Origin of the sequence: Acetivibrio mesophilus (genome assembly GCF_004102745.1) — a bacterium.
Lineage (GTDB): Bacteria > Bacillota > Clostridia > Acetivibrionales > Acetivibrionaceae > Hungateiclostridium > Hungateiclostridium mesophilum.
Genome location: NZ_RLII01000016.1, coordinates 30,079 through 44,553 on the forward strand (window position 1 = coordinate 30,079; position 14,475 = coordinate 44,553).

Below are 14,475 nucleotides of genomic sequence, written 5' to 3' on the forward strand. Positions count from 1 at the left end.
TTACTAAAAAAGAAGTATTGGCTCTTTTAATCTGTATTTGCTAATTATCTATAACCTCCTGGAATCCAAAAAGATTTGCTCTTGGACTCTTCTTAGTCCATCCCAGATAAGCCTTGCCCTTACTTCCCCTATTCCTTCTACATCATCAAGGTCTTCAATGGAAGCGTTTAAAATTCCCTGCAAGTTTGAAAACTTATCCACCAATTTCCTTATTATACTTACAGGAACTCTGGGAATTCTACTGAGGAGCCGATATCCCTTTGGACTTATAACCATCTCGAAGGCATCCGCATTTGAGCTGTAACCGAGAGTGTTGCAAATATTAACCAGATTCATAAGCTCATCATAGGACAGCTGCCTCAGCTTTTCCAAGATCTCATCGGAACGAAGGTCTGTGCGTATCGCATAGTCTTCAATTATAAAAAGCTCATCAGTATCAACATTTGCTAGAAGCTCATCCAACTGCATACTAATAAGCCTACCTTCATAACCCAGCTCACTTATGTACCTTTCAATCTCCGCAGCAACTCTCATCAGCATTTCTGTACGCTGCAATACAAATCCCACATCATCCAATGTCACGATATCTTCAATTTCCAGCACGCTTAAGTTATTTATAGCCTCAAGCAATACGGACTTGTATTTTTCAAGGGTTTGGAGTGCTTGATTGGCTTCCGCAAGGATGACAGGGGTCTCTCTTAATATGTACTTCCTTGACCCCATATAAATGGTGATAATATTTCTTCTCTGGGATACACTCACCACCAATTCTCCCGTCTGCTTTGCAACCCTGTCAGCTGTTTTGTGCCTTGTACCGGTCTCTCCTGTAGGTATCGATGTATCGGGAACAAGCAATGCATTGGCATACAATATTTTTTTGAGATCCTTGCTGAGAACTATAGCCCCATCCATTTTAGCCAGCTCATAAATATGGGCAGGGGTATACTCCTTGTTGATGTGGAATCCACCGTCAACCAGACTTAGAACCTTCTCAGAATCGCCAATTACAATAAGGGCACCCGTCCGGGCCAATAAAATATTATCCAAGCCTTCCCTTAACGAAGTTCCCGGAGCCAGCATTCTCAATACATCAATGATTACTTCATCCTTTTTTCCATCCAGGCCAGTCATAGGTCCTCCAATAACTATATTATTTCAAACAGATTTATTTGCCAAAATATAAATTTGCTTATAGAAGTATATTCAATGCTTCCTGTACATTCTCCACATACTTTACATTTATATTATTAATCTCTTTCATCTGCTTTATAACCTTCATATTTCCGGTTGGAATAACACAGCTTTTAAAACCTATTCTCATAGCTTCGTTAATTCTTTTGTCTATCTGGCTTACAGCCCTTACTTCACCAGTCAGACCGACTTCACCTATTATGACGGTGTTCATATCCACCGGTATGTTTCTAAAACTTGAGGCTATGGCAGCTATTACGCCAAGATCACACGCAGGCTCATCAATCCTCAGCCCTCCCACTACATTTACATATGCATCAAAATTGTGAAGCTGCATACCTACTCTCTTTTCCAAAACGGCCATCAGCAGTGTAATCCTGTTATAATCCAGTCCTGTTGCCATTCTCCTGGGCATCCCGAAGCTTGTGGGACAAACCAGCGCCTGAATCTCAATCATCATAGGCCTTGTGCCTTCGAGACTTGACACCGTCACAGATCCCGGAACGCTCTCAGTTCTTTCCGACAGCAGCATTGCTGATGGATTGTCTATTTCTACAAGCCCCACATCCCGCATCTCAAATATGCCTATTTCGTTTGTGGAGCCAAAACGGTTCTTTACTGCCCTCAAAATCCTATAGCTCAAATGTCTCTCGCCCTCAAAGTACAATACAGTGTCCACCATGTGTTCCAATACCCTCGGCCCCGCAATAGACCCTTCTTTGGTTACATGGCCTACAATTATTATTGCTATGTTCAGCGTTTTTGCAATCCTCATAAGTCCAGACGTAATCTCCCTTACTTGGCTTACGCTTCCCGGAGCTGCGGGCAAATCGTCATTAAACATCGTTTGTATTGAGTCCACAATAATAAGATCCGGCCGTTCACTTTCGCTAAGGGCCTGTATTACTTTAAAATTTGTCTCAGATAACATTAATAGGTTTGAATTTCTCACATTCAATCTATCGGCTCGTATCTTAATTTGCTTAATAGATTCCTCACCGGAAATATACAAAACTTTGGTATTTATCTTCACCTTATCGCATATCTGCAGCAAAAGAGTGGATTTTCCTATACCCGGATCTCCTCCCACAAGAATAAGGGAGCCCTTTACAATTCCACCTCCGAGCACCCGGTCCATTTCCTTCATACCTGTCAGATAACGTTCTTCGTTATCCGTTTGTATTTCATTTATATTAACCGGCTTCACATTGGTAAGAGCAGTTCCTCCCCTGCCCTTACCCTTAGATTCCTGTATTTCCTCGACAAATGTATTCCACTGATTGCAGGAAGGGCATTTTCCCATCCAGCCTATACTCTCGTAGCCGCACTCTTGGCATACATAAAACGATTTTTGCTTCGGCATCTGTTTCTCCAATCACTAAAACAATCTTATTTTCATTATTTATAAAGCTCCCGCCTCTTTAAGTCCTGAGAGCACCAATACATACATGGCATGGGACCATGTAAGAGGTATTACCCAACAGGGCTCACCATTATCCTTACTCACCTGTTCCGGCAATAGACCTAGAGCAGTACAGGACTTTGCAGCCCACTTAAAGTAATCCTTCGCTTTGTCATACTCCTTAGTCTCGATATAATACAGAGCCACCCATAAAGTCGCCAACACCCATGGATTTCCTCCAATATAATTATCGTTTTCATATCTTTTTATTCCGCCAACAGGGTGAGAAGTTAGAGCCCTTTCAATGGCCTCCACTGTTTTTCTGACCCTCTCATCCTTTATATCAAAGACACCAAAAGGAATGGAGACTCCGAGAAGACTTACATCAATGGTCCAATCCTCCAAAGTCACATCCCTGAAATACCCTTTTTCATTTACTTTGATTATCGTCGTGTACGGCGAATGCTCACTTCCCCATGGATTGAGCTTGGTGCGCACACTTCTAATAAATCGGCCCGCCTCATCCCTCCAAAGATTTTTCTCTATGGAGGCCTTCATATCCGAAGCTGCCTTTTCCCACTTTTCAACGATTTCGCGGGAAGCACCGAGAATCCTCGCCGCTTCGGCCCCGGCTTTAATACCACCGTATACTGCAGCACTTGAATAAGTGTGCTCTCCTACCCTTTCCTCCCACAAATCATAGCTAGGAGCAGGCAATCCCGTGTCGTTGTCTATAAATCGGGTTAAAAACTCCACACCTTTTTTTATGCTATCCCACATGCTCTTAAGAAAATCAATATTCCCTGTGACCTCATAGTGCTTCAACATACCCCATATCAGAGTACCGGTCTCATCTACCTGCAATCCCCATGAGGGCGCAAGGTTTCCATCCATGTGGTACCTTTGCTGCCACGACCCGTCATCATCTTGAGTCATTACAGCCCATCGATAAAACTGGTCCACTGCTTCGGTAAGGCCTGCGGCATCCAATGCACTGGTAATAAACGCTGCGTCTCTTCCCCAACAGTATGCATAACGCCCACACCTTGTAAACCCTTCATCTATTTCAGCAGAGGCCAACAATCCTCCCGTCTGTTCATCGGCCATAAGCTTGAATACCAGAATAGACCTTTTATACAGGTCATCAATATTCTTATCTCCCGTTGAAAGGGATCTTGAATTTTTCAAAAAGTCCACCCAATACTTTCGGGTCTTTTCATACTCCTCATCAACATTCATCTGCCTGCACAATCTAACCAGTTGCTTAACCCCTTTTAAGGTATGGGAGGCACAGATGTATAGGTTAAAGGATTTTTTATCCCCCGGCGCAATCTTTCCAATATTAAAGGACATGGCGCCATCCTTCATCATACCTATACAGTCATATCCATTAAGCTCCGTGTATCTGGCACTGTCAAAAGCATTATTCCCTAATTGAAACTGCAGAACTTCGCTGTCGGATGAGATGGAAATATAGTAATTATGCCTGTAATGAATCAGTGCATCTACATTGAAATCAAACAAAGTGCTTCTTAGTTCAGGAGTTGTAGAGACTGTTGAAGAATATTGAACAAAGCCCAGATCCACTTCATTTGCCCCAATGTTTTCAATTATATACCGTCTCACCATTACATCTTTGTCTTTTAGAACAAAATCTGTCTGTTCCACTCGAAGTCCTTTGCCATTATCCTCACATACCGTCTTTAAAATATTGGTATCTTCTACATAATACTGACTGTGGTGCCAGTTGTCTTCATAAAACCACGAAGTGCTGTTTTTATGGCCTGTATAAAATATTCCCGTAGCCATCTTATCAAAATGCTGCGGATAATCAATATGAGGCCAGAATAGTCTTGTCAGCTCACCATTTCGTGTCAGGCACACAAGCATACTGGAATTTCCAATAATAGCATCATTAAAGTATGTTTTCGTCATGAACTAACCCCCGTAATTTTAAGTCACTTTACTTAATTTGGACACTAATAAATACTACAAGCCTTATTTCATCATCTGAAACGGCTAGTAATTCGCACAAGGATCGTGCTAAAATTATCCAGAACTGGAATTTTTGATAAAACTATTTAGCCTGTCAAATATATATCGTGTTGTATATATTTAATTATAACATATTTTAATATTTATTTATCATAAATATTTTTCCTTATTAAGTACAAAATAAATAAGGATATTTAGTACCTCGAAACAATCACATTTAATAAATTTATTTGGAGGAATCAGATGTTATCACATTTAAACAGTGTTATATACGGCACGACACAAATTATGCAGGTGATAATATTTATTGCAGGATGCTATTTTTTCGGAATATCGATCTTTGGCTGGCGAAAGCGCAAAGAAGACAGCCCTAAAGAATACGTTCCTCAAAAAAAGTTTGCTTTGATTGTTGCTGCCCACAATGAAGAAACAGTAATTGCACATATAGTTGATAGCCTTTTTAGACAAAACTACCCAAGCAATCTTTTTGACGTATTTGTCATTGCCGATAACTGTACGGACAAAACCGCCGAAATAGCAGCGGAGCATGGAGCCATTGTATATAGGAGGAACAATAACTCCGCCCGGGGAAAGGGTCATGCCCTTGAATGGATGTTTGCAAAAATATTCAGTATGGAAGGAAAATATGATGCAATAAGTGTCTTCGATGCCGACAACCTTGTTTCCTCCAACTATCTTTTGGAAATGAACAGGCAGTTGTGTAGAGGTCACAAGGTTGTCCAAGGGTATATTGACAGCAAAAACCCCTTTGATTCATGGATTACACTGTCATACTCCATAGCGTTCTGGCTCTCAAACAGGATATTTCAGCTTCCCAGATACTATATGGGCCTAAGCTGCGGTCTTTGCGGCACAGGCTTTTGTATTGATGTGGATGTTCTGAAGGAAATAGGCTGGGGGGCAACATGCCTTACAGAGGATTTGGAGTTTACAATGAAGCTTGCCCTTAGCAATTACAAGGTTGCATGGTCTCATAATGCAGTAGTTTATGACGAAAAGCCCATTACATTAAAGCAATCATGGAATCAACGCAAAAGATGGATGCAGGGTCATGCAGACTGTGCGAGCCGCTTTTTAGGTCCGTTGTTTCGGAAAGCTTTCAGGGAAGGAGATTTAATAGCCTTCGACTGTGCAGTTTACTTATTTCAGCCCATAAGGCTGGTTTTTATAGGATTAATAACAATAATGATGTGGATTCAAACTGTTTTTCCCGAATCCCCTTTTTATAATATGAGATATGTTTTTCCTACAGTAGTCTGGTATGTATTTGTAACTTTGCAGTTTCTCTACGGCCCTCTGGTTGTCCTTTCAGAAAGAAAATTCAACCTCAAGGTGCTTTATGGCTTTTTGATTTACCCTTTTTACTGCATTACATGGATACCAATTACTATCCAAGGATTTATGAGTAAAAACAACAAGGATTGGAGTCACACGCAGCATTCAAGAAAAATAAGCATATCTGACCTGGAAAAGGCTTAAATGAGGCTAAAAAAAGAGCCAAAAGGAACCATTCCCTCTGACTCTTTTTCCTCCTTAGCTTCTGTCCATAGCAATCTCGCTTTTATTGTGAACAAATACCAGTTCACCTTCTCTGCTCTCGACAAACACCTTATCTCCTGCTTTTACTCTGCCTTCCAGCATTTCCTCGGCCAGTTTATCCTCAACCATACTCTGTATGGCCCTCCTTAACGGCCTTGCTCCGTAAACCTGATCGAATCCTTTCTTTGCCAGAAGAACTTTTGCATCTTCAGATACCTCAATTGTAATCGAATTCTGCTTAAGCCTGTTTGCAAGGTTGTCTATCATAAGTCCTACTATCTGCTTTAGGTGTTCCTCTTCTAGAGGATGGAACACAATTATCTCATCTATCCTATTTAAGAATTCGGGCCTGAAGCTCTTTTTAAGCTCACCCATAACGTTGTTTTTCATATCGTTATAGTCTTTCTTTTTGTCTTCACTAATAGGTGCAAATCCCAGATGCTTCGGTTCCGTTATGAGTCGGGCACCTATGTTGGATGTCATGATAATTACCGTATTTCTAAAGTCTACCACCCTACCCTGAGAATCCGTCAACCTTCCGTCTTCAAGGATTTGAAGCAGAATATTGAATATATCCGGATGAGCCTTTTCAATTTCATCAAATAGCAGTACCGAATAAGGTTTCCTTCTTACTTTTTCAGTAAGCTGTCCTCCTTCTTCATAACCTACATATCCCGGCGGTGAACCTACAAGCCTTGAAACACTGTGTTTTTCCATATACTCCGACATATCTATTCTGATCATTGCATTCTCTTCACCAAACAATGCCTCTGCCAAAGCTTTGCTTAGCTCAGTTTTTCCCACTCCTGTAGGACCTAGGAAAATAAAGGATCCCACCGGTCTCTTCGGGTCTTTAAGTCCCACTCTTCCTCTTCTAATGGCTTTAGCTATTGCCTTTACAGCCTCATCCTGTCCTATTACCCTGTTATGAAGGATATCTTCCATCTTCATAAGTCTTTCAGTTTCTTCCTCGGCAAGTCTTTTTACCGGAATACCCGTCCAGTCAGCCACTATGCCTGCAATATCATCCTCGTTGACCGTATCTGTAGTGGTCTGATTCTTTTGACGCCAATTATCCTTTGCCTTCTCCAACTCATTTTTTAATCTCTGCTCTTCATCTCTTATCCCGGCAGCCTTTTCAAATTCCTGACATACTATTGCATCTTCCTTCTCTTTTCTGAGTCTTTCCACTTTTTCCTCGAGATGCTTTAAGTCAGGTGGTGCAGTGAAGGATTTCAACCTCACCCTTGATGCCGCCTCATCGATAAGATCAATGGCTTTATCCGGCAAGAACCGGTCCGTAATATATCTGTCGGACATTTTTACTGCCGCTATCAGAGCCTCGTCAGTGATTTTTACACTATGATGTGCCTCGTACTTATCTCTTAAGCCCTTCAATATTTCAATAGCCTCTTCCTTTGTTGGCTCTCCAACGGTAATCGGCTGGAATCTTCTCTCTAAAGCAGCATCCTTTTCAATATGTTTCCTGTACTCATCAAGAGTGGTAGCACCAATAACCTGAATCTCCCCTCTTGCCAAGGAAGGCTTTAATATATTGGAAGCATCAATTGCCCCCTCAGCTGCACCGGCACCTATAATTGTATGCATTTCATCGATGAACAAAATTACATTTCCTACTTTTCTAATTTCATCAAGGGCTTTTTTAAGCCTTTCTTCAAATTCACCTCTATATTTTGCGCCGGCGACCATGGAGGACAAATCAAGAGTCACAACTCTTTTATCCTTCAATATCTCCGGAATATTTCCCTCGACTATCTTTTGGGCAAGTCCTTCTGCAATAGCGGTCTTACCAACTCCCGGCTCACCTATAAGGCAGGGATTGTTCTTTGTTCTCCTGCTCAAAATCTGTATAACCCTTTCAATTTCCTTATCACGGCCTATTACCGGGTCAAACTTTGCCTCCCTGGCCATCTCGGTCAAGTCCCTTCCGAATTGATTTAAGGTTGGCGTGTTTGAATATGATGCGTTGGTCTTGGGGACACCAGCAGAATTCGGTGCTTCCTCACTGAGCATACTTACTATTTCCTGAATAAGCTTTTGATGCTCGACTCCCAAATCTTTCAAAATCCTTACAGCAACACTTTCTCCTTCTTTCATTATTCCCAGAAGGAGGTGCTCTGTTCCGATATAGTTGTGACCCATTCTCCGTGCTTCTCTGTAGCTAAGCTCAAGAACTCTTTTGGTTCTTGGGGTAAAATCCAAGGGCTGACCCATTACTTCGCCGCGTCCGATAAGTTCTTCAATCTCCTTTATAACCTTATCTTCGGTAATACCTTGACTTTGCAAAACCCGTGCAGCAACTCCGCTTCCTTCCTTCACCAGTCCTAGAAGAAGATGCTCTGTTCCAACATAGTTATGGCCTAATTCTATTGCTATGTCCTGAGAAATATTTATTGCTTTTTGTGCTTTTTCCGTAAAACGTCCGTACATGGTACAATCCTCCTTCACTTCTATATATGTTTATCTTACTGATTGCCTTCTACTTTAGTTTGCTTCTTATGGTTTCAGCCCTCTTTATATCCCTTTCCTCCGGATTGAGCGGCCCTCCCACACTCTCCTGCAGGCTTGCCGGCTGTACCAAAAGCAGTATCTCATTAAGTTTCTTAATATCTATATCAGTAATTATTCCCATGTCAACTCCCAATCTAACATCGGACAATAATTTTAAACCCTCTTCCGAGGTAATTATCCTCGCATTGGACAAAAGACCTAAAGAGCGGAAAATTCTATCTTCAAACCGGAAGGAATTCTGCGTGTAGAGCTGCTTCCTAATAGTCCTTTCCTGATCAATTATCTGCTTTGCGATGTTGTTGATATTGGAAATTATCTCTTCCTCAGTCAGTCCAAGAGTCACCTGATTGGATACCTGGTACATATTACCTGCAGCTTCAGAATTTTCACCATAGAGTCCTCTTACCGCAATACCAAGCTTTGAACATATCTCAAGAATACCTTTTATATATCCCGTCATAGTAAGGGCGGGAAGATGTAGCATTACCGAAGTCCTTATCCCGGTGCCCAAGTTTGTGGGGCAACACGTGAGATAGCCGAATTTTTCGTCGAAAGCATAATCAATACTTTCCTCCAATAGATTGTCTATTTTGTTGCAGAGATTCCACGTATCATTAAGCTGCAATCCTGCAGACAAGCATTGTATCCTTAGATGGTCCTCTTCATTAATCATTATGCTTATATTTTCTTCCCCACTGATTATTGCTCCGCTTTCAATACGGCTTTCAGCCAAATTGGGGCTTATAAGGTGTTTTTCCACCAGCACCTGCCTTTTGATCGGGGACAATTCCTGAATATTGATAAATTTAAAGTTCTCCCCAATGGCACTGCTTCTACCAAAGACTGCCTCCTTGACCCTCTTTATTATCAATTGCCCATCTTCTTTTTTCATTTTAGATGGGAAAGGAATTCCGTTAAAGTTTCTTGCTATGCGCACTCTTGTACTCATTACCACATCAGATTCGGGACCTTCTTGCATGTACCACTCATTCATCAAATACACCTCCTGCTCCTGCAAAACCCATACATTGCCCTGTATACTTACATGTTGCTTGACTCAAGACTTTTGATCTGATCCCTCAATATCGCTGCCTTTTCATATTCTTCATTCTTTATAGCAACATTAAGCTGCTGCTTTAATTTCTCAATCTCCCTGGACGCTTTGACACTTCCATAAGCTCTAGAGGGGATCTTTCCATTATATTGTATATTTCCATGAAGTCTTCTAAGCAGTGGAACCAATTTATCACCGTGGACATTGTAACAGTTGGGACAGCCCAGCTTACCTGTTTTTTTGAACTCCTCATAGCTCATTCCACAAGTTTCACACACTACATTCTGGTTTTGCTGCGGAGCTGAGGCCATGTATGGGAACCCCATAATACCTGAGAAAAAGTCATTAATGCTAAAAGGTGATATTACATTAAATTTACCTTCCTCCCGGGCACATTGCTCACAAAGATAAACCACATTCTTGCTGTTATTTACTATTTGCGTCAGCTGAACATTAGCAACTCTCTTCTGACATTTCTGACACAACATTCTCATCACTCCTTTCAAAAAGGATCCAAGCCCTAGGTTACTTGCATTATTCTAAAACTACAATCATCAAATTCATCTAAAATATCATACCAGAAGACATACCAGCATGTTTTTTAATATATTGGCTCTAATGGCCCCTCTATTCTCTATTGGGACAGCCGCAAGAACCTTATCGCTGGTAGCAGCTCTAAGCATCATGCCTTCTCTCTCCGATATTACATTATAGTCAATAAAATTGTTTATAAACACCTGTGCTGACTGTTGGGAAATATTGTCTCCCATTGAATTGATGATGTGCATAAGGTAATTCTTTCCTTTATGCTCTATACTCACCCGTCTTATCTTTATATATCCTCCTCCGCCTCTGCGGCTTTCTACATAATAGCCTCTCTCCGTTGTGAATCTTGTGTCTATTACATAGTTTATCTGGGAAGGAACACAGTTAAATTGATTTGCAAGCTCATTCCTTTGTATTTCAATGGCCCCATTGGTATCATTAATTAACTGCTTTATAAATGCTTCTATAAGATCGCTGAGTTTTGCCATACTCATCACCCTATTCCGTGCTGATTTTGACTTTCTTTGACCTTTAATTATATTATAAAATACTTCAAATTGATATTCAAGGTCTTTTTTTTTAATATCCCCTTGTTATAAGCAATTATTTTAATTTATTTTAAGAAATAATATGAATTACTATTACTTATTTTTAGTAGCTCATTTTTTTGTAAGTTTTGCTCTCAGGCCACTTTTTCATATTGTGGAATTTAAGTTTAAAATGGCAGACATCCATTGCCTTGTTATTTTTGCCAATGGTGTTATGTTGTATTCATACAAAAAGACTCATTAGAATTGCCAATAACAGTAATATTATCGGCTGATGAATCAAATATACCTCAAGGGAATGCCTTCCGAGATAGCTTATAGGGTTGTCCCTGATTGAAAAATTAAAAATACTTTTCTTTTCCTTATAAATAAGTCTACTTAATGCAATACCAAGCAAGAAAATCCATGCCCAAGGGAAAATAGGGTAATAATCCGCCGAAAAGAACTTATCATTGTGAAAACCGAACATAAAAAAATAATTATGTGAGACTTTAACATAGGGAATAACAAAGTAAGTCATAGCGATAATTACACTCAACGTCAAAAGCCCAGGAGTTGATATTTTTTTTAGTAATGGCGACACCATCATACATATGCCCAGAAGATGAAGGATTCCAAAAGAAACAAATAAACCTCGGCCAGCGATAAAGGTAACAAGACTAATGGATAGGGCAGCAGAAAAGACTATCAATCCACGCCTAAAGCTGTTTTTGCTAAACGAGGTACTAATACCGGAAACCATTATAAATAATGAAGCATCAATAATTCTTATTACATCTATAAATCCCGTACCATAACCTATAGGAAAATTATAAATGAAATCGAGATTATACAGAATATGCAGTATCACCATAATTATTATAAGGATTCCCCTCAGAATATCAATTTCCCATATTCGCTCTCTTGTAGTATTTTTCTTCTTTAGCATATGTATAAAATCCTCCAAAAATCCTACCCTTATGACAATAATAGTATAAATATTTTTTATAAAACGTAAACTGAGATTGTGCAATTCAGAGAAAAAAGGGTACAGCTATTATTACTATACCCTTTTCATAATTTATGAAACAACTATTCTGCATCTGCTGCCGACATGTTCTTTTTTGCTTCCTCAATTACTTTCTGACTTACCTGTGGCGGTGCCTCTTCATATCTTTCAAACCACATTTTAAACATTCCTCTTCCCTGAGTCATCGATGTCAGGTCTGTGGCATATTTAAACATCTCTGCCTGGGGTACCTCTGCAACAACCTGCTGTATGCCGTTGTCCTGAGGATTCATTCCCAGTATTCTTCCTCTTCTCTTATTTAGATCACCGATTATTTCTCCCATATAGCTTTCGGGAACATAAACCTCCACATGGGCTATAGGCTCTAAAAGCACCGGTGACGCCTGCTCCAAGCCTTTCTTATATGCAAGATTTGCAGCTACTTTAAAGGCCATTTCCGATGAGTCTACAGAGTGGTATGAGCCGTCCACCAGTGTTGCTTTTAGAAATACTACAGGATAGCCTGCCAGCACACCCTTTCGAATGCTTTCCTGCAGTCCTTTTTCAACTGCTGGGAAATACTGCTTCGGAACTGCACCTCCAAATATTTTTTCCTCAAAGGTCAATTGTTCTCTGTCCCCAGGCTCAAATTCTATCCATACATGACCGTATTGGCCATGGCCGCCGGACTGTTTCTTGTGCTTTCCTTCCACCTTGACCTTTTTCTTTATTGTTTCCCGGTACGGCACTTTTGGAAGAGTCAGTTCAACCGATACCCCAAACTTTGATTTCAGCTTATTCACTATTACATCAAGGTGGATTTCGCCTACACCGGAAATAAGAGTCTGATGGGTCTCATTATTTATTGAAACCTTAAAGGTAGGATCCTCATCCTGTAGCTTATTTAGTCCTGATCCTATTTTATCTTCATCCCCCTTTGATGTTGGCTTAACTGCCATAGATATAACAGGTTCGGGGAACTGTATCTTGTCTAATACTACAGGGTTTTCCTGAGTACATAAGGTATCATTTGTGTTTACCGATTGAAGCTTGGCTACTGCACCAATATCTCCAGTCACCAGCTTATCGATGGGAATATTCTTTTTTCCTCTCAATATAAAGAGCTGTGATATTTTCTCTGTTTTATCCGTTGTTGTGTTGTAAACCGTGGAATCGGATTTTAATGTTCCTGAGAATACTCTTATCATTGAAATCTTTCCGACAAAGGGGTCAGCTATTGTTTTAAAGACTAAAGCTGAAAGAGGTGCATCCTCGCTGGTTTTCAACTCACAAACTTCATCCTTACCCGCTTTTTTGGCGCTTACCACACCAGCCTCAACTGGAGAGGGCATAAATTCAACAATGGAATCCATCAGCATTTTAACTCCGCGGTTGGCAACTGCAGAACCGCAAAAAACCGGTACTAAAGAGCCGTCCTTTATTCCCTGTCGAAGTCCTGCACTTATTTCTTCAACCGTAAATTCTTGACCGTCAAAGAATTTTTCCATAAGCTCTTCACTTGTTTCTGCTATGGCTTCAATCAAAGCGTTCCTGATATCTTGTATTTTATCGTTTAACTCCGAAGGAATATCCGCATCAATCAATTTATCTTTATCAAATTTACTTGCTTTCATGGTTATTATATTTACATATCCAGTGAATTTTGAATCTTCTACTATGGGTATCTGAAAGGCAATTACATTTTTTCCGAAGGTTGCAACCAATTGATCTAATGTCTTGAAGAAGTTGGCATTTTCATCATCCATTTTATTCACGAAAAAGAATTTAGGAATATTTCTTTCTTTGACTTGTGACCATGCTTTCTCTGTTCCTACCGCAACTCCGCTTTTTGCCGAAACAAGAATCACTGCGCTGTCCGCAACTCTTATTCCCTGCTTTACTTCTCCTACAAAGTCAAAATAACCGGGAGTATCAATTACATTAATCTTGTGATTTTTCCACTCACATGGGCAAATAGATGTGCTGATTGAACTTTTTCTTTTGATTTCTTCAGGATCATAATCTGAAGTGGTGGTACCGTCTTCGACTTTTCCAAACCTCTCAAGTACTCCGGTATTAAACAGCATCGCTTCGGCGAGAGTTGTTTTTCCCGCACCTCCATGAGACATCAGGCAGACATTGCGGATTCTATCTGCAGCCAAGTCTTTCATAATAATTCCCCCTTGTATATTTATTGAACTTAAATAAAAGCTCTTTTGCATTACTTGCATAATTAAAGGAGTTATATTAATTATTACGTCTGGCATGCTGTATACTTTTGGATGCAAACTAAATATTTGATCTATAAATACAGATATTTTCTACTTTAATTTATTAATTTAATTTATTAATTCTATTTTTTTTATAAATTTCCTTTTATAATAGCAATATTTTTTGCAAATATAATAATCTACATCCTTTTTCAGCATGTGCAGAACACCCTAAATTTTATGGCATACTTACACCAATTTCATTATAGTTCCGTGTCTGCAATAAATCGTAACTTTATAATATGTTTGTCAATAATTAAATTCTATGCCTGAAGTGTTGTATTTTATGAAATGTATTTGACTTCCAGTAGTTATTATGCGTTACCTTTTTTAGCTTTATTTATTGTTGACAATTGAACATTATCATTGTACATTAATATAAAAGAATC

The 14,475-nt window shown here is 39.8% G+C and carries 10 protein-coding genes; 1 reads left to right on the forward strand and 9 read right to left on the reverse strand.

Annotated features, from left to right (window positions below; all coding sequences use genetic code 11):
* Window positions 1-48: 48 nt before the first annotated feature.
* The 3 genes from disA to EFD62_RS11715 are packed head-to-tail and all read right to left on the reverse strand — an operon-like array spanning window position 49 to window position 4,528.
* Window positions 49-1,131, reverse strand: coding sequence for a DNA integrity scanning diadenylate cyclase DisA (gene disA / locus EFD62_RS11705; protein ID WP_128706176.1), 1,083 nt, complete (start codon window positions 1,129-1,131; stop codon window positions 49-51).
* A gap of 58 nt (window positions 1,132-1,189) precedes the next feature.
* On the reverse strand, window positions 1,190-2,554 hold the full coding sequence (gene radA / locus EFD62_RS11710) for a DNA repair protein RadA (protein ID WP_069194835.1): 1,365 nt from the start codon (window positions 2,552-2,554) through the stop codon (window positions 1,190-1,192).
* Between the two features lie 39 nt (window positions 2,555-2,593).
* The gene (locus EFD62_RS11715) at window positions 2,594-4,528 is read right to left on the reverse strand and encodes a glycoside hydrolase family 15 protein (RefSeq protein ID WP_069194836.1); all 1,935 of its coding nucleotides are present in this window, start codon (window positions 4,526-4,528) and stop codon (window positions 2,594-2,596) included.
* Window positions 4,529-4,831: 303 nt separating this feature from the next.
* On the opposite strand from EFD62_RS11715, the gene EFD62_RS11720 reads away from it, so the two are divergent.
* Window positions 4,832-6,088: a glycosyltransferase family 2 protein gene (locus tag EFD62_RS11720; RefSeq protein ID WP_069194837.1), complete on the forward strand. Its 1,257-nt coding sequence runs from the start codon at window positions 4,832-4,834 to the stop codon at window positions 6,086-6,088.
* A 54-nt stretch (window positions 6,089-6,142) separates the two neighbouring features.
* On the opposite strand, the gene EFD62_RS11725 is transcribed toward EFD62_RS11720, so the two are convergent.
* The 6 genes from EFD62_RS11725 to fusA all read right to left on the reverse strand — a co-directional run bounded on the left by EFD62_RS11725 (window position 6,143) and on the right by fusA (window position 13,987).
* Window positions 6,143-8,599 carry an ATP-dependent Clp protease ATP-binding subunit gene (locus EFD62_RS11725; protein ID WP_069194838.1) on the reverse strand — a complete coding sequence of 819 codons (2,457 nt, stop codon included), beginning with the start codon at window positions 8,597-8,599 and terminating at the stop codon, window positions 6,143-6,145.
* Window positions 8,600-8,648: 49 nt separating this feature from the next.
* Entirely contained in the window at window positions 8,649-9,674 is a 1,026-nt protein-coding gene (locus tag EFD62_RS11730) for a protein arginine kinase (protein ID WP_069194839.1), read from the reverse strand.
* Window positions 9,675-9,721: 47 nt separating this feature from the next.
* Complete coding sequence (locus EFD62_RS11735) at window positions 9,722-10,222, reverse strand: UvrB/UvrC motif-containing protein (RefSeq protein WP_069194840.1); 501 nt, start codon at window positions 10,220-10,222, stop codon at window positions 9,722-9,724.
* Between the two features lie 84 nt (window positions 10,223-10,306).
* Window positions 10,307-10,768, reverse strand: a complete 462-nt coding sequence (locus tag EFD62_RS11740; protein WP_069194841.1) for a CtsR family transcriptional regulator — start codon at window positions 10,766-10,768, stop codon at window positions 10,307-10,309.
* A 283-nt stretch (window positions 10,769-11,051) separates the two neighbouring features.
* Window positions 11,052-11,756, reverse strand: a complete 705-nt coding sequence (locus EFD62_RS11745) for a heparan-alpha-glucosaminide N-acetyltransferase (RefSeq protein WP_069194842.1) — start codon at window positions 11,754-11,756, stop codon at window positions 11,052-11,054.
* Window positions 11,757-11,899: 143 nt separating this feature from the next.
* Window positions 11,900-13,987 (reverse strand): elongation factor G, encoded by a 2,088-nt coding sequence (fusA, locus tag EFD62_RS11750; RefSeq protein WP_069194843.1) that lies wholly within the window; start codon window positions 13,985-13,987, stop codon window positions 11,900-11,902.
* Between the last annotated feature and the right edge of the window lie 488 nt (window positions 13,988-14,475).

Excerpts from the sequence above, each read along its gene's own strand:
- radA (WP_069194835.1), bottom strand. The coding sequence starts at position 2,554 with ATGCCGAAGCAAAAATCGTTTTATGTATGCCAAGAGTGCGGCTACGAG.
- EFD62_RS11735 (WP_069194840.1), bottom strand. The coding sequence starts at position 10,222 with ATGTTGTGTCAGAAATGTCAGAAGAGAGTTGCTAATGTTCAGCTGACG.
- EFD62_RS11740 (WP_069194841.1), bottom strand. The coding sequence starts at position 10,768 with ATGGCAAAACTCAGCGATCTTATAGAAGCATTTATAAAGCAGTTAATT.
- EFD62_RS11725 (WP_069194838.1), bottom strand. The coding sequence starts at position 8,599 with ATGTACGGACGTTTTACGGAAAAAGCACAAAAAGCAATAAATATTTCT.
- EFD62_RS11720 (WP_069194837.1), top strand. The coding sequence starts at position 4,832 with ATGTTATCACATTTAAACAGTGTTATATACGGCACGACACAAATTATG.
- EFD62_RS11730 (WP_069194839.1), bottom strand. The coding sequence starts at position 9,674 with ATGAATGAGTGGTACATGCAAGAAGGTCCCGAATCTGATGTGGTAATG.
- EFD62_RS11745 (WP_069194842.1), bottom strand. The coding sequence starts at position 11,756 with ATGCTAAAGAAGAAAAATACTACAAGAGAGCGAATATGGGAAATTGAT.
- fusA (WP_069194843.1), bottom strand. The coding sequence starts at position 13,987 with ATGAAAGACTTGGCTGCAGATAGAATCCGCAATGTCTGCCTGATGTCT.
- EFD62_RS11715 (WP_069194836.1), bottom strand. The coding sequence starts at position 4,528 with ATGACGAAAACATACTTTAATGATGCTATTATTGGAAATTCCAGTATG.
- disA (WP_128706176.1), bottom strand. The coding sequence starts at position 1,131 with ATGACTGGCCTGGATGGAAAAAAGGATGAAGTAATCATTGATGTATTG.